The following is a 14,496-nucleotide window of genomic DNA, read 5'->3' as shown; positions in this document are numbered from 1 at the left end:
CCTACAGGTGCCGGTATTCCAGCAGCGCGGCTGTACCCATGCCTCCAGCACTGCTGATCATGGCCAGGGCCAGGCTGCCCGGTGTTCCGTTCCTCCGCGCCTGCGCCAGCACGCGGGTCACCAGGACAGCACCGGATGCCCCATACGCGTGCCCCAAAGCCAGCGCCCCGCCGTCGAGGTTTACCCGCCCGCCGTCAATCCCCAACTGGTCCAGGCAGGCAAGCGTCTGTGAGGCGAAGGCTTCGTTGAACTCCACCAGTTCCAGTTCCTCGGCCCGCACGCCGGCGGCAGCCAGCACGTTCCCCGCCGCGGCTGCGGCGCCCACGCCCAGCACCTCGGGTTCCACTCCTGCCGTTCCGGCGCCTTTGACCAGCAGCCCGTCCACGGCGCCCAGGTCCCGTGCCCGCTCAAGGGAGGTAATGACGACGGCGGAGGCGGCATCCGCGTCGAAGCACGAGTTCCCCGCGGTGACGGTTCCCCCGTCCACGAAGGCGGCCGGGAACCGGGACATCACTGCGGAGTTCAGCCCCCGGCGTGGGCCATCGTCGGCAGCAACAGTCCCGGCTTGGGTATGCAGGGGAACCAGTTCGCCGTCGAAATACCCGGCCTCAGAGGCGCCAAGCGCCAGGCGGTGGCTCCGCAGGGCGAAGGCGTCCTGCCGCTCCCGGCTGATGCCGAACCTCTGGGCCACGGTTTCTGCCGCCACACCCATGTCCGGATCGCCGAAGCTTTCCGGCACGAACTGTGCGCGCCGGTAGAACTCCGGCCCGCCGTCGTCGTTCCTGTATGCGCGCAGGGGCGCCGTACTGGTGCTCTCCACTCCCCCGGCAAGGAACAGCGGGCCACCGCCCGCAGCCACCAGCCGTGAAGCGAGGACGATGGCGTCCAGCCCCGAACCGCACTGGCGGTCCACGGTGACGCCGGGAACACTGACCGGCAACCCCGCCTCCAGCAAGGCAAGGCGCGCCACGTTTCCGCCGCCGCCCACGGCGTTGCCGATCACCACATCGGCGACAGCCGAACGCTCAACCCCGGCGGCGGCCAGGAGCCCGCGCAGGACGGGCGCCAGCAGTTCATGGGCGCGCAGTTTCTTGAGGGCACCGTTGCTGCGGCACACCGGGGTCCGCCGCGCGGCGATGATGACCGGCTGGCGTTCAGGAGGGAGCAGCTCAACCGCCAAGGCTGCGCACCCTTTGGTCCCGGGAGTGTATCCAGTCCAGCAGCAGGCTCCTGCTGACCTTGCCGCGGTCCGTGGTGGGCAGTTCGGACAGGAGGTAATACTGGAGCGGCCGCTTGTCCCGCGCCAGGATCTCTTCAAGTCCTGCCCGGAGCTGCGTTGCCGTGACCGCCCCGTGGGAGGGAAGAACACCGGCCACCACACGCTGGCCGCGCAGGTCGTCCGGTATTCCGGCAGCCACAGCGGCGGATACCCCGGGCACGGCTGACAGTGCCAGTTCAACCTCATGCGGATACACGTTCTTGCCTGCCGTGAGGATCATGTCCGCGCGGCGGCCCAGGATGTGGAGTTCCCCCTCGGCGAGATACCCCTGGTCCCCCACGGTGGACCAGCCGTCAAATGACTTCAGCGCCTGGCCGTCGTCGCCCCAGAGGTAGCCGTTGCTGACCATCGGGCTCCGGACGCAGATGTTCCCGGCCTCGCCGTCCGGAAGGGGCGCCCCGGTGTCATCGAGGATCCGGACCTCCACGCCCGGAAATGCCCGGCCGATGCCGGTCCCGCCGGGCACGGCAAGCTGCCGGGCGGGCAGCCCGGCCCCGGAAACAAAGCTCAGTTCCGAGGCGCCGTAGTACTCGAAGATGGTGGCGTTCGGGGCCCAGCGGCGCGCGGCCTCAAGGGTCCGGGCGTCCAGCTTTGAGCCGGCACAGATGATGGTGCGTACTCCGGAAGCGTCCACGCATCCGGCCAGGCCGCGCTCGCTGAGCATCCTCAGCATGGTGGGCACCAGCACCAGCCTGGTGACGCGGTCATGCGCGATGGCGGCATGGACGTCCCCGACGTCAAAGGATTCGAGGGTCTGGAACTCAGAGCCGGCATAGAGGCACTCTGCCAGGGCATAGAGGTTGAGGCTCGCGGCGAGCGGTCCGGGCGCCAGCGTCACATCGTCCTGACGGAGTCCAAAGAACTCGATCGAGGCGTCGAAGGATTCCTGCCAGGACCGCCGGGAGCGTGTGAAGGCTTTGGGCACCGAGGTGGTGCCGGACGTGAGGCCGATGAGGAAGGTGGACTCCGGCGCGCCATCGGCCAGGTCATCGTCAGGCGACACCGCGGCCGGAAGTGCCGAGGCTTCAACACGCCCCCTGATGTCCTCCTGCAGTTGGAACGGCCATGCCGGGTCAAGGACCGCGCACTGGCGCCCGCCGGCCACTGCGGCGGCGAACCTGGTGGCAAAGTCAACCGAATTTGCTTCACAGAGGGACGTCACGGACTTTGCATGGGCCACCAGGTCCCCAGCGGATTCCCGGAATTCAGCCCATGAAAGGCGCCGTCCTGCAATCACGACGGCGGTGTCGTGGGGCCGTTCATCGGCCCAGCGCTGGATTCGGTTAAGGAAAGGCATCGGATCAACTTTACCGGCCGGCCCGGTTGAGCGACGGGCGCGCGGGTAATGTGACTTTATGAGTTTCAACGACAATGTGCAGCTGGACCCCTCGCAGGTCCAGGACCGGCGCGGCATGGGCCGTGGAGTAAAAGTGGGCGGCGGCATCGGCGGTGGGCTCATCCTGCTCATTGCCACGCTCCTGGGCGTCAACCCCCAGCTGCTGGAAGGCCTGGCCGGCGCGGGCCAGGCGCCGCAGAGCCAGGGCACGGCTCCTGCCTGCCAGACCGGGGCGGATGCGGACGCCCGCGTGGACTGCCGCATCACCGGCACGGTGAACAGCCTGAACGCCTTCTGGCCTGCTTATCTGCAGCAGTACAACGTGAAGTACCCGCAGCCGGAGACGGTGATCTTCGAGCAGGGGGTCAGCACCGGCTGCGGCACGGCCTCCAGCGCGGTTGGACCGTTCTACTGCCCCACCGACACCACCGCCTACTTTGATCCCGGGTTCTTCCAGGAGCTCGTGGACCGGTTCGGTTCCTCCGGCGGGCCGCTGGCGCAGGAGTACGTGGTGGCCCACGAGTTCGGGCACCACATCCAGAACGTGCTGGGCAGCCTGGACCAGGCCCAGCAGGATCCGCAGGGTCCGGAATCCGGCGCTGTCCGGGTTGAACTGCAGGCCGACTGCTACGCCGGACTCTGGGCAAAGCACGCATCCACCCAGCCTGGTCCGGACGGCCAGCCCTTCCTGGAGCAACTCACCCAGCAGGACCTGAACGACGCACTGTCCGCCGCGTCCGCAGTTGGTGACGACCGGATCCAGGAGGCAGCCACGGGCCGGGTCTCTCCGGAGGCCTGGACCCACGGCTCCAGTGAGCAGCGCCAGCGCTGGTTCTACCGGGGCTACGAGACCGGGGACATCAACCAGTGCGACACCTTCTCATCACCCTCGCTCTAACCCCGCATTTAGCCCCCTCGATTGCTCCGTAGGTGTCGTTTAGATCGCTGAAAAACGACACCTACGGAGCAGTGGATTGAGTTAAAGTACGACGACGGCCGCTCACCTTCCCCTTGAGTTTTAGCGGTCGTTGCAACACCCATAGATTTTGGGAGTTGCAACGACCGTGCCGTATTTAAGCGATGTTCCAGCGGAGTCCCGGAAGTACGCGAGATCGACTGTTCAGCAGAGGGAAGAGTTCTTCCAGGTTTTTGACCGACTCGGAAGTGCGACATCAGCCGCGGCAGAACTGGGTTTGAACCGGAACAGCTGCTATCAGTGGCTCCGCAGGGCTGGCCTCACTTCCGGGAACACCGCATCAACCCGCCAGGCAGCCAGAACCAAATACACATCCGAACAGAAACGTGAGTTCTTGTCCGTTCTCGAGCGGGAAGGGAGCGTGACTGTTGCCGCAGCTGAGATCAGCCTGAATGTAAACACTGCGTTCCGCTGGGCCCGCGAGGCGGGCATTTCCAGCCGGCCGGTGAGTCATCGCAGGCGAGTGGAGTACCTGCGCTTATGGGACCAAGGACTGAGCCGGCGCGATGCGGTCAAGGCCCTGGGCGTTCCCCGCAGCAGTGCACGGGAGTGGGAGCTTGGGGTGAGGAAATCTGGCGGTCGACGCATTTATCCAGGTGGACAGAGAATGCATTACAACCATGATGTGGATTCTTCAACACTTCCTGCCGTCCCCGGCAAAAGGCAGCAGACCCGGTCGGTATCGATCTCGGTGCTTGAACGGGCCATTGACCCGAGGTTTCTGTCGCTGCAAGAACGCGAGACCATCCGGGACCTGAACGGCGCTGGGGCCTCGCTGCGTACAATCGCGGCAGTGTTGCAGCGATCGCCGTCGACCGTTAGCCGGGAAATCGCCCGTAACGGCCACCCGGGTGTTGGCTACCAGCCGTATGCGGCGCAACGTCAAGCTGCCTCACGCCGCGCCCGGCCCAAAACCGGGAAACTCGCTGGTGAATCGGATCTGAGCAACTACGTGAAGGAGAAACTGCTCCTACGCTGGTCTCCAGAGCAGATCAGCCACACGCTGGTCGAAGATTTCCCCGAACTGCCGGAGATGCGTGTGTGCCCAGAGACGATCTATCAAGCCCTCTACGTCCAGGCCAGAGGGGGGCTCAAACGCGAAATTCAGGCGGCCCTGCGCACCGGCCGGACCCGCCGCAAACCCCATAACACCGGCGAACAGCGCATCTCCCGCTTCGCCGACCCCATGGTCATGATCTCCGAACGACCGCCCGAGGTCGAGGACCGCGCCGTACCCGGCCACTGGGAAGGCGACCTGATCACCGGCACACTAAACCAGTCCGCCATCGCAACCCTGGTCGAACGCACCACCCGGTACGTGATGCTCGTCCACCTGCCAAATGACCACACCGCCGAAACCGTCCGTGACGGCCTCGTCCGGACCATCAGTTCCCTTCCAGCGCACCTGCGCGGCTCACTGACCTGGGACCAAGGCGCCGAAATGGCCGGACACCGATCCTTCACCATGGCCACCGACATGCCCGTCTACTTCTGCGACCCCGCCAGCCCCTGGCAACGCGGCTCGAATGAAAACACCAACGGGCTACTGCGCCAGTACTTCCCTAAAGGCACCGACCTGTCCGCCTACGGCACTGAAGACCTCGAACACGTCGCCCAGGAACTCAACGGCCGCCCACGCAAAACGCTCGGCTGGAAGACCCCAGCCGAGCGTTTACGTGATTTACTACTAACCACCTAACCAGCAGGTGTTGCAACGACCCCTAGAAACCGCCCCCAAGGAAGGTGAGCGGCCGTCGTCGTACTTTTTTGACTCTTAGATGTTGAAGCCGAGGGCCCGCATCTGGTCCTTGCCGTCGTCGGTGATCCGCTCGGGACCCCATGGCGGCATCCATACCCAGTTGAGGCGCCATTCGTCCACAACGCCATCGAGGGCCTTGCCCACCTGCTCCTCCAGGACATCGGTGAGCGGGCAGGCGGCCGTGGTCAGGGTCATGTCGATCAGCAGCGCGCCGTCGTCGTCGGAGTACTTCAGGCCGTACAACAGCCCGAGGTCCACCACGTTGACGCCGAGCTCAGGATCGATGACGTCCTTGAGCGCCTCTTCGACGTCCTCAAGGCTCGTGCGTGCCGCGTTGATTTCGGTCATGGCAGGTGTCCTTTACTAGGCCTGTGCTGGGGCGGGGGCCGCGATGGTGGCTGCGCCGGCGCCCTTGGCGTAGCGGTCGTAGCCTTCTTCTTCCAGGCGGTCGGCCAGCTCCGGGCCGCCTTCTTCCACAACCTGGCCGTCCACGAACACGTGGACGAAGTCAGGCTTGATGTAGCGCAGGATGCGCGTGTAGTGCGTGATGAGCAGCGTGCCCATCTTGCCCTCGGCGTGGGCGCGGTTGACGCCCTCGGAGACAACCTTCAGCGCGTCAACGTCCAGGCCGGAGTCGGTCTCGTCCAGGACGGCGAACTTGGGCTTGAAGAGTTCCAGCTGCAGGATTTCCACGCGCTTCTTCTCGCCGCCGGAGAAGCCTTCGTTCACGTTGCGCTGGGCAAAGTCGGCGTCGATCCGCAGCTGCTCCATGGCAGCCTTGACGTCCTTGGTCCAGGTGCGGAGCTTGGGTGCTTCGCCGTCGATGGCGGTCTTGGCGGTGCGGAGGAAGTTGGTCATGCTGACGCCGGGGACCTCCACCGGGTACTGCATGGCCAGGAAGACGCCGGCACGGGCGCGCTCGTCAACGCTCATCTCCAGGACGTCTTCGCCGTCCAGGGTGATGGAGCCGCTGGTGACGTTGTAGCGGGGGTGGCCAGCGATGGTGGAGGCCAGCGTGGACTTGCCGGAGCCGTTGGGGCCCATGATGGCGTGGGTCTCGCCGGTCCGGATGGTCAGGCTGACGCCCTTCAGGATTTCCTTGGTTCCCTGCTCCGTCTCAATGCTGACGTGCAGGTCCTTGATCTCAAGAGTAGACATGTGTCTTGTTCTCCTCTGCACCGTGCCTGCCGGCCGCGGTGCGCTCTCTGTCTGGAAGTTGGTTCGTAATTCTGTGGTGCTAGCTGAAGTTTGGAGCTTCGGCGCCGTTGAGGACGTTGGTGACGTCCACGTAGACCTCGTCCCCGCGGATGTCGACGGCGAACACCGGGACGGGATCGTAGGCCGGCAGCTGCAGCGGCTGGCCGCTGCGCAGGTCGAACTGGGACCCATGGCCCCAGCACTCGATGGCGCAGCCCTCCACCTCGCCCTCGGACAGCGAAATGTCCGCATGCGAGCAGGTGTCGCCGATGGCGTGGATCTCCCCCATGGAGTCCTTGACGATGGCCACAGGGTAGTCGTCGATCAGGATCCGCAGCGCCTGCTTCAGCTGGATTTCATCCACCTTGCAGACAAGCTCGCCCTTTGGCTGGTCAGTCATCTGTTAACCCGTGCTCCGTGCTTCCTAGTTGTCCGTCAGGGCGAGCTCGCGCTCAACAGCCTCGGTCAGCCGCTCCTCAATGGAGGGGACCTTGATCTGCTGGATGATCTCGTTCAGGAAGCCGCGGACCACCAGGCGGCGGGCAACGTCCTCGGGGATGCCGCGTGCCATCAGGTAGAACAGGTGCTCATCATCCATGCGGCCGGTGGCGCTGGCGTGGCCGGCACCCTCGATCAGGCCGGTCTCGATTTCGAGGTTGGGCACGGAGTCGGCGCGGGCGCCGTCGGTCAGCAGCAGGTTGCGGTTGGCCTCGTAGGTGTCGGTGCCTTCGGCTTCCTTGCGGATCAGGACGTCGCCAACCCAGACGGCGTGGGCGTTCCGGCCCTGCAGTGCGCCCTTGTACAGCACGTTGGACTTGCAGTTGGCCACGGCGTGGTCAACGAACAGTCGCTGCTCCAGGTGCTGGCCGGCGTCGGCGAAGTACAGTCCAAACAGCTCCGCCTCGCCGCCGGGGGCGGTGAAGCGGGCCGACGGCGTGACGCGGACAAGGTCGCCGCCGAGGCTCACCATGACGTGCTTGAGCTTGGCGTCACGGCCGATTTTCGCCTGCTGGGAGGAGGCGTGGACGGCGTCGTCGTTCCATTCCTGGAGCGTGATAACGGTCAGGCTGGCGCCGTCTTCCACGATGATCTCGACGTTCTCCGAAACAACGGCCGAACCCCTGTGGTTCAGGACAACAACGGCCTTGGAGAACTTTTCCGCGACAATCAACAGGTGCTGCGCGGCGGCCTCGAGGGACGTGCCCTCGATGTCAACAGTGACCTCCGACGTCGCCTCGAACTCGGACGGGATGGTCACCACCGTGGCGCCGGCGAAGTTCTCCCAGGCGTTGGCGGACACCCGGTCCTCGGGGATGCCGGCGGTGCCGATGCGGTGGTCGTCACGGCCGACGCTCTCAACGGTGACCTCTTCCGGGCCGGTGACAACCACGGTGGGCGCGGCGCCGGCGAGGACCTCGGAGTGAAGTCCGCGGAGCCGCTTCAGCGGCGTGAAGCGCCAGTCCTCCTCCATGCCGGTGAGCGGCTTGAAGTCGGCAAGCTTGTAGGACGTCAGGCGGCCTGCGCGTGAGCTGTCCGGAACACCAACACCGCCACCGTGCGAGTGGCTCTTGACCGCTTCGCCGGCGAGCGGAGCCTTGGAGCCTGCCGCGTTGATGGGCGAAAGGCTCTCGCCTTCCTCGGTGAAGCCGTCGATGAACGGCTGGGCTGAGGGCGCGCCGATGCGTGCCTTTTCAGTAGTGATTTCAGTCATCGTTATCCGACGGACCCTTCCATCTGCAGTTCAATCAGGCGGTTCAGCTCAAGTGCATACTCCATGGGGAGCTCGCGGGCAATCGGCTCGATGAAGCCGCGGACGATCATCGCCATGGCTTCGTCTTCGCGCATGCCGCGGGACATCAGGTAGAAGAGCTGCTCTTCGCTGACCCGGGAAACAGTTGCCTCGTGGCCCATCACGACATCGTCCTCGCGGATGTCGATGTACGGGTAGGTGTCCGAACGGCTGATCGTGTCAACGAGCAGCGCGTCGCAGCGGACGGTGTTGGCCGAGTGCTTGGCGCCTTCGCGGACCTGGACCAGGCCGCGGTACGCAGCGCGTCCGCCGCCGCGGGCCACCGACTTGGAGATGATGGAGCTCTTGGTGTTCGGCGCGATGTGCACCATCTTGGAGCCGGTGTCCTGGTGCTGGCCTTCGCCGGCGAACGCGATGGACAGGGTCTCGCCCTTGGCGTGCTCGCCGACGAGGTAGACGGCCGGGTACTTCATGGTGACCTTGGAGCCGATGTTGCCGTCGACCCATTCCATGGTGGCGCCCTCTTCGCAGATGGCACGCTTGGTCACCAGGTTGTACACGTTGTTGGACCAGTTCTGGATGGTGGTGTACCGGACGCGGGCGCCCTTCTTCACGATGATCTCCACCACGGCGGAGTGCAGCGAGTCCGAGGTGTAGATGGGCGCGGTGCAGCCCTCGATGTAGTGGACGTAGGAGTCCTCGTCGGCAATGATCAGGGTCCGCTCGAACTGGCCCATGTTTTCCGTGTTAATGCGGAAGTATGCCTGCAGCGGGATGTCCACGTGGACGCCCTTGGGGACGTAGACGAAGGAACCGCCGGACCATACGGAGGTGTTCAGCGACGCGAACTTGTTGTCGCCCACGGGGATGACCGTGCCGAAATACTCCTGGAAGATCTCCGGGTGTTCCTTCAGCGCGGTGTCGGTGTCCAGGAAGATGACACCCTGCCGCTCGAGGTCCTCGCGGAGCTGGTGGTAGACAACCTCGGACTCGTACTGGGCGGCGACGCCGGAAACCAGGCGCTGCTTTTCGGCCTCCGGGATACCCAGCTTGTCGTAGGTGTTCTTGATGTCCTCAGGAAGGTCGTCCCACGAGGTGGCCTGCTTCTCCGTGGAACGGACAAAGTACTTGATGTTGTCGAAGTCGATGCCGGAGAGGTCCGCACCCCACGTGGGCATGGGCTTGCGGTCGAAGTACTTCAGGCCCTTGAGGCGCAGGTCGAGCATCCATTCCGGCTCGCTCTTCTTGGCCGAAATGTCCCGGACCACTTCTTCGTTGAGCCCACGGCGTGCGTTGGCGCCGACGTCGTTCTTGTCAGCCCATCCGTACTCGTAGTTGCCGATGCCGTGGAGCTCGGGATTCTTTTCCAGAATCTCCGAGATCACAGTGTTTTCGGCTACTGCTTTCTCTGATAGTTGGTCCGTCATCACGGCCTTTCTTGCTGATGGTTGTTTACTTCATTCAGGCTGGCGGGGGCTGCCGGGAGCGGTTTAGGCCCTCCGGCAGACAGCCGGCCTGTGGGAATGTGGGTGGTGCAGACGTGCCCGCCGCGGGCAAGGGTGGAAAGCCGCCGCACGTCCACGCCCACCAGCCGGGAGAAGACTTCGGTCTCCACGTCGCAGAACACGGGGAACCGGGCGGCGAGCTGCTGGATGGGGCAGTGGCCCTGGCACAGCTGGACGCTGGAAAGGGCGGCGGGGAGCGGAGCCTTGGCCTCGATGGAGGCTGCCGACGCCACGAAGTTGTCACGACTCAGGGCATCCGCCAACGCTTTGGCCCGGTCAGTGATGTCCGGGCCGGCCTTCTCGATCTCGGGCGCGTACCGGCGCTCCATGTCGGCAAAACGCTCGACGGCGAAGGCGCGCACTGCGTCCGGGCCCGCCATTTTCTGGAGCTGCTGGAGTGCCAACGCGGCGATATCAAGGTAGTCATCGCCAAGGCTCGACTGGCCTTGGGAGCTGAGGACGTAACGCCGTGCCGGACGGCCTGCGCCTGCCCCCGACTTGGCCACCCGCTTGACTTCGATAACGCCCGCGCGGGACAGATGGTCCAGGTGCCGGCGGACTGCCGCAGGCGTGAAGCCGAGCAGGTCGCCCAGTTCAGCGGCGCTGACCGGCCCGTGTTCCAGGACGGCGGCGAGGACGCGGTCGCGGGTGCGCTCATCGGCGTCAGCCACCGGACCTGCGGGCATGACGCCACGTTCCGCGGTGACAGCGGAAGCCCCGTGCCGGGCAACAGGCACAGCAGTAGCGTTGGTCATGGAATACACAACACAATAGTGTCGTAATTTAGTCCCACGTTCCAGTAAGGACAGGCTGACCTGAGCAGCGGGCGGGGACTGCCGGCAGTACTACTTCCCGTAGAATACTGGGGTGCGATCGCCCCAATCCCCTGTCCTGTCCATCAATGGGCTCATAAAGGATGTAGGCCCGCTTTCCAGCCTGGACGGCAAAATGCTCCGGGTGGTGGGCGGCATCTCGCTCGTTGCCGAGCGCGGGCAGGTCACGGCACTGCTGGGCGCCAACGGCGCCGGCAAAACCACAACCCTCGAATGCGCCCAGGGCCTGCAGAAGCGCAGCGGCGGCAGCATTTCCCTGCTGGGCCAGGATCCGGCCTCGGCAGGGGCGGACCTGCGTTCCCGCGTAGGTGTGATGCTCCAGGACGGCGGCCTCCCGCCGTCGGCCAGGCCCCTCCCGCTGCTGCGGCATGTCGCAGGACTCTACGCGCACCCCTGGCCCGTCGAGGACTTGGTTGAGCGGCTGGGGATCGGCGCTTTCGGCCGCACCACCGTCCGGCGGCTTTCAGGCGGCCAGAAACAGCGCCTCGCCCTAGCGGCTGCACTGATCGGCCGGCCGGAAGTCCTGTTCCTCGACGAGCCCAGCGCCGGGCTGGATCCGCAGTCCCGCCAACTGGTGTTCGAGCTGATCGGCGAACTCCGGGATTCAGGCATGGGAATCATCCTCACCACGCACCTGATGGACGACGCCCAGCGGCTGGCGGACTATGTCTACATCATCGACGGCGGCCGGAACGTCGCCGAGGGGACAGTCCAGGAACTCCTCCAGCGCGGACCCGCCGTGGAGGCGGGCGCCGACCACGTGCGGACCCTTACCTTCGAGGCGAAGCCGGGCCTGGACCTGTCCGGCGTGCTGCCCCCCGACGTCGTCATCTCCGAGGAACGGGCGGGCAGCTACACGGCCACCGGTACGCTGACCCCGCGCCACCTTGCGGACTTGGCTGAGTGGTGGGCCGTCCACGACATCATGCCCGCCTTCATGACCCTGCAGGCGCGTAGCCTTGAAGACGTTTTTCTGGACATTTCGGGAAAGGACCTCCGATGAACGGGACCTCCACGGGTGCCGCAGGTACCGCTCCCGGCCCCGGCGCCGGAGCTCCCGGCGGCCACGGTCCCGCTCCCCTGGCGCGGCGCATCCTGCTGCAGGGCAAGTACGAGGCGCTGGCAATGCTGCGCAATGGCGAGCAGCTGATCCTTGCCGTGGTGCTGCCGCTGCTGGCGCTTGTTGGCCTGACGGTGACACCTTTCCTGGACGGGCTGGGGCCCAGCCGCATCGACGTGGCAGTGCCCGGAATCCTCGCCCTCTGCGCCATGTCCACGGCCTTTACCGGCCAGGGCATCGCCACCGGTTTCGACCGGCGCTATGGCGTGCTCCGCTTCCTCTCCACCACGCCGCTGGGCCGCGGTGGGCTGATCGCAGGAAAGGTGCTTTCCGTCCTGGCGGTGCTGTGCCTGCAGGTTGCCGTGGTGGCCTCCGTTGGGCTGGCCCTGGGATGGCGGCCGACGGCGGCTGGCTGGGTTCCCGGGCTCCTGCTCCTTGCGCTGGGGGCGGCAGCTTTTACTGCCCTGGGCCTCCTGGTGGCCGGAACCGTCCGGCCGGAGGCCACCCTGGCCATCACCAACCTGCTCTGGATCCTCCTGGGGGCCTTGGGCGGAATCGTGATTCCGGCGGAAAAGCTGCCCGCCGGGGCCCAGCAGATCGTCGGATACTTGCCCTCGGGCGCACTGGGCGAAGCCCTGCGGGACGCCTTCCTGCACGGCGCGCTGAACGGCGCCGCCACCCTCATACTGGTGCTCTGGACAGTTATTGCCGGGGCAGCAGCAATCCGTTGGTTCAAGTGGAATTGAGATATTCGTGAGCACCGCCTCCCGCCTCCCTGAGTTCGCCGGCCGCCTGGCCTCCCGGCTGCCCCGAACGGTGGACGCCAGCGTCCGCCGCCTGGCTGTAGCCTCCCTGATCGGGCAGACCCTGCTGGTGGTCACCGGTGGAGCCGTACGGCTGACCTCGTCCGGGCTGGGCTGCCCCACCTGGCCCCGCTGCACGGACAGCTCACTGGTGAATACTCCGGAGATGGGCATCCACGGCTTCATCGAATTCGGCAACCGCCTCCTCACGTTCGCTCTGGCCGCCGTCGCCGCCCTGATGCTGGTGTACCTGTGGAACCTCCGCAAGGAGCGGCGCGACCTCTTCCTGCTGGCCCTGGGCCTCCTGGCCAGCATCCCCGCCCAGGCCGTGATCGGCGGCATCACCGTCCTCACCAACCTCAACCCGTGGGTCGTCGGCCTGCACTTCCTGGTATCCATGGCACTGGTGGTGTTCGCCACGCTGCTGGTGAACCGTGCCTACGGGCGTACGGGACGGTTCCTGGCCGTACGCCACCCGGCCCTTCCGGGAGTCATGCGCCCTGTGACGGCCGCCGTCGCGCTTTTCTCTGCCCTCGCCGTCATGCTGGGCGTCGTGGTGACCGGAGCCGGCCCGCACGCAGGCGACGCCGACGCTCCCCGCAACGGCCTGGACTGGGATCTGTTCTCCCACATCCATGCCGTGCCCGCGTACCTGGTAACTGCAGGAACCCTTGTTGCCCTGGCGCTGGTGGTCCTCCGACGCATCCGGGGCCCCTTCCGCGCCGCCGTCCTGGGACTCCTCGCCGTGACGGTCCTCCAGGCCGTCATCGGCTTCACCCAGTACTACAACGGCATCCCGGCGCTGCTGGTGGCCGCCCACATGCTCGGGGCCGCGCTGCTGATGGTTGCCGCAACGAACGCCTGGGACCTCGCAAAAGCAAGTCCGGTGGAATAGCCCGCTGCAGCGACCCGGCCGCTGCAGCCTGTGACCAACGCCTCTACCTTCCCGGCCCCCGCCCAGGCAGGCTGGGTTTGGAAACACTTTGGCCTGCTCCGTGGGACCGACGGCGGCTCCAAGGGCCGAGGGGCGGGAGGATGCGCGATGGTTGGCCAGCCACAGCCTGGAGTCCCGGTGCCGGGCGTACCCGCAGGGAGCGGGAACGGGTTCACCGCGGCCATCAGGCGGCATCCCGTGCCCGCCTACTATCTGCTGACCTTCGCAATCTCCTGGGGCGGGATAGCTGCCATCCAGGGTGTTGGGCCGGTACCGATGGCGGTCGCAGTGACGGCGGGCCCGCTTGGCCCGGCGGCCGCATGCGTCCTCCTCACCTGGCTCCTGCACGGAAAAGCAGGCCTGCGGCAACTCGGAATCCGCCTCCGTACCTGGCCGGCCGGTGCACGCTGGTATGCGGTCGCGCTCCTGGCCGGGCCCGTTGTCATGGCGGCGACCGCGGCTGCTGTCACATGGGCGTTCCCGGGTTTCTACCCGGGCTTCGCCACGCCCGGGGAGCTGGCCTTTATCGTGCTGGCCGGAGTGGTGGTGGGAATCGCGGTCGGCAGCCTGGAAGAGCTCGGCTGGACAGGCTTTGCACTGCCGCAGCTTCGGCGGCGGTACGGCGTCCTCGCCACGGGGCTCATCATGGGCATGCTGTGGGGCGCCTGGCATTACCCCATGTTCGCCGGGAGCGCAGACCCATCGGGAGCCGTACCCGCCGCCCTGGTAGTGGCCGTGTACCTTTTCGCGTGGCTTCCTCCGTACAGGGTGCTGATGGTGTGGGTCTACGACCATACCCGGAGCCTTCCCCTGGCGATGATGATGCATGCACCCCTCTCGGCGGCTGCCTTCGTCCTCTCCTTCATGGCGGCCTCCGGCACTGGATCAGGCCTCGCGCTCCTGGTCCCGCCCCTGGCCTGGGGCGCGGCATTCTGGGCGATCGCCGCCGTCGTGCTGTTGGTCAGGGCCGCCCGCCCACCGCGAAAAGGAACCCTCGCCGGGACTCCGCAGGCAATGCCTGACGGAAACAGTCCAATGTGATACCGCACGGGGGGCGCTTGTGC

At 66.2% G+C, this 14,496-nt stretch carries 14 protein-coding genes; 6 read left to right on the top strand and 8 right to left on the bottom strand.

The annotated features are described in order from the left end of the window. Nucleotide 1 precedes the first annotated feature (1 nt). Both KTR40_RS08995 and KTR40_RS08990 read right to left on the bottom strand, forming a co-directional pair. Complete coding sequence (locus KTR40_RS08995) at nucleotides 2-1,180, bottom strand: thiolase family protein (RefSeq protein WP_228405935.1); 1,179 nt, start codon at nucleotides 1,178-1,180, stop codon at nucleotides 2-4. Next, nucleotides 1,170-2,576: a class I adenylate-forming enzyme family protein gene (locus tag KTR40_RS08990; protein ID WP_228405933.1), complete on the bottom strand. Its 1,407-nt coding sequence runs from the start codon at nucleotides 2,574-2,576 to the stop codon at nucleotides 1,170-1,172. Before KTR40_RS08990 ends, KTR40_RS08995 begins: the two co-directional genes overlap by 11 nt. Before the next feature lie 58 nt (nucleotides 2,577-2,634). Here KTR40_RS08990 and KTR40_RS08985 point away from each other — a divergent pair, with 58 nt between their 5' ends. Together KTR40_RS08985 and KTR40_RS08980 are read left to right on the top strand one after the other, a co-directional pair. Continuing rightward, nucleotides 2,635-3,513 (top strand): neutral zinc metallopeptidase, encoded by an 879-nt coding sequence (locus tag KTR40_RS08985; protein ID WP_139029134.1) that lies wholly within the window; start codon nucleotides 2,635-2,637, stop codon nucleotides 3,511-3,513. A gap of 571 nt (nucleotides 3,514-4,084) precedes the next feature. Then, complete coding sequence (locus KTR40_RS08980; RefSeq protein ID WP_228406085.1) at nucleotides 4,085-5,290, top strand: IS30 family transposase; 1,206 nt, start codon at nucleotides 4,085-4,087, stop codon at nucleotides 5,288-5,290. A gap of 75 nt (nucleotides 5,291-5,365) precedes the next feature. Here the strand turns inward: KTR40_RS08980 and KTR40_RS08975 are convergent, their stop codons facing one another. The 6 genes from KTR40_RS08975 to KTR40_RS08950 all read right to left on the bottom strand — a co-directional run bounded on the left by KTR40_RS08975 (nucleotide 5,366) and on the right by KTR40_RS08950 (nucleotide 10,566). Continuing rightward, complete coding sequence (locus tag KTR40_RS08975; protein WP_139029125.1) at nucleotides 5,366-5,698, bottom strand: metal-sulfur cluster assembly factor; 333 nt, start codon at nucleotides 5,696-5,698, stop codon at nucleotides 5,366-5,368. 15 nt (nucleotides 5,699-5,713) lie between these two features. After that, nucleotides 5,714-6,508 carry a Fe-S cluster assembly ATPase SufC gene (gene sufC / locus KTR40_RS08970; RefSeq protein WP_139029124.1) on the bottom strand — a complete coding sequence of 265 codons (795 nt, stop codon included), beginning with the start codon at nucleotides 6,506-6,508 and terminating at the stop codon, nucleotides 5,714-5,716. A 79-nt stretch (nucleotides 6,509-6,587) separates the two neighbouring features. Further along, the gene (locus KTR40_RS08965) at nucleotides 6,588-6,947 is read right to left on the bottom strand and encodes a non-heme iron oxygenase ferredoxin subunit (protein WP_013600912.1); all 360 of its coding nucleotides are present in this window, start codon (nucleotides 6,945-6,947) and stop codon (nucleotides 6,588-6,590) included. 24 nt (nucleotides 6,948-6,971) lie between these two features. After that, nucleotides 6,972-8,258 carry a Fe-S cluster assembly protein SufD gene (gene sufD, locus KTR40_RS08960; protein WP_139029123.1) on the bottom strand — a complete coding sequence of 429 codons (1,287 nt, stop codon included), beginning with the start codon at nucleotides 8,256-8,258 and terminating at the stop codon, nucleotides 6,972-6,974. A gap of 2 nt (nucleotides 8,259-8,260) precedes the next feature. Continuing rightward, nucleotides 8,261-9,724: a Fe-S cluster assembly protein SufB gene (gene sufB, locus KTR40_RS08955; RefSeq protein ID WP_013600910.1), complete on the bottom strand. Its 1,464-nt coding sequence runs from the start codon at nucleotides 9,722-9,724 to the stop codon at nucleotides 8,261-8,263. Then, nucleotides 9,724-10,566 carry a helix-turn-helix transcriptional regulator gene (locus KTR40_RS08950; protein WP_370633182.1) on the bottom strand — a complete coding sequence of 281 codons (843 nt, stop codon included), beginning with the start codon at nucleotides 10,564-10,566 and terminating at the stop codon, nucleotides 9,724-9,726. Before KTR40_RS08950 ends, sufB begins: the two co-directional genes overlap by 1 nt. 103 nt (nucleotides 10,567-10,669) lie before the next feature. Between KTR40_RS08950 and KTR40_RS08945 the strand changes: the two genes are divergently transcribed. The 4 genes from KTR40_RS08945 (at nucleotide 10,670) to KTR40_RS08930 (ending at nucleotide 14,473) form a co-directional block, all read left to right on the top strand. Continuing rightward, a complete protein-coding gene (locus KTR40_RS08945; protein ID WP_228405931.1) occupies nucleotides 10,670-11,638 on the top strand; it encodes an ABC transporter ATP-binding protein in 969 nt (322 codons plus the stop codon). Next, a complete protein-coding gene (locus KTR40_RS08940; RefSeq protein WP_228405929.1) occupies nucleotides 11,635-12,441 on the top strand; it encodes an ABC transporter permease in 807 nt (268 codons plus the stop codon). The genes KTR40_RS08945 and KTR40_RS08940 overlap by 4 nt, the downstream gene beginning before the upstream one ends. A gap of 7 nt (nucleotides 12,442-12,448) precedes the next feature. After that, a complete protein-coding gene (locus tag KTR40_RS08935; RefSeq protein WP_228405927.1) occupies nucleotides 12,449-13,393 on the top strand; it encodes a heme A synthase in 945 nt (314 codons plus the stop codon). Nucleotides 13,394-13,630: 237 nt separating this feature from the next. After that, the gene (locus tag KTR40_RS08930; protein ID WP_228405925.1) at nucleotides 13,631-14,473 is read left to right on the top strand and encodes a CPBP family intramembrane glutamic endopeptidase; all 843 of its coding nucleotides are present in this window, start codon (nucleotides 13,631-13,633) and stop codon (nucleotides 14,471-14,473) included. Nucleotides 14,474-14,496: the final 23 nt, after the last annotated feature.

This window comes from Pseudarthrobacter sp. L1SW, assembly GCF_020809045.1.
Lineage (GTDB): Bacteria > Actinomycetota > Actinomycetes > Actinomycetales > Micrococcaceae > Arthrobacter.
The sequence above is the reverse complement of the archived record's forward strand: the minus strand, read 5'-3'. Positions and strand labels throughout refer to the sequence as shown.

Coding starts and splice junctions, on each gene's coding strand:
- KTR40_RS08990 (WP_228405933.1), bottom strand. CDS start 2,576: ATGCCTTTCCTTAACCGAATCCAGCGCTGGGCCGATGAACGGCCCCAC.
- KTR40_RS08985 (WP_139029134.1), top strand. CDS start 2,635: ATGAGTTTCAACGACAATGTGCAGCTGGACCCCTCGCAGGTCCAGGAC.
- KTR40_RS08975 (WP_139029125.1), bottom strand. CDS start 5,698: ATGACCGAAATCAACGCGGCACGCACGAGCCTTGAGGACGTCGAAGAG.
- sufC (WP_139029124.1), bottom strand. CDS start 6,508: ATGTCTACTCTTGAGATCAAGGACCTGCACGTCAGCATTGAGACGGAG.
- KTR40_RS08965 (WP_013600912.1), bottom strand. CDS start 6,947: ATGACTGACCAGCCAAAGGGCGAGCTTGTCTGCAAGGTGGATGAAATC.
- sufD (WP_139029123.1), bottom strand. CDS start 8,258: ATGACTGAAATCACTACTGAAAAGGCACGCATCGGCGCGCCCTCAGCC.
- sufB (WP_013600910.1), bottom strand. CDS start 9,724: ATGACGGACCAACTATCAGAGAAAGCAGTAGCCGAAAACACTGTGATC.
- KTR40_RS08940 (WP_228405929.1), top strand. CDS start 11,635: ATGAACGGGACCTCCACGGGTGCCGCAGGTACCGCTCCCGGCCCCGGC.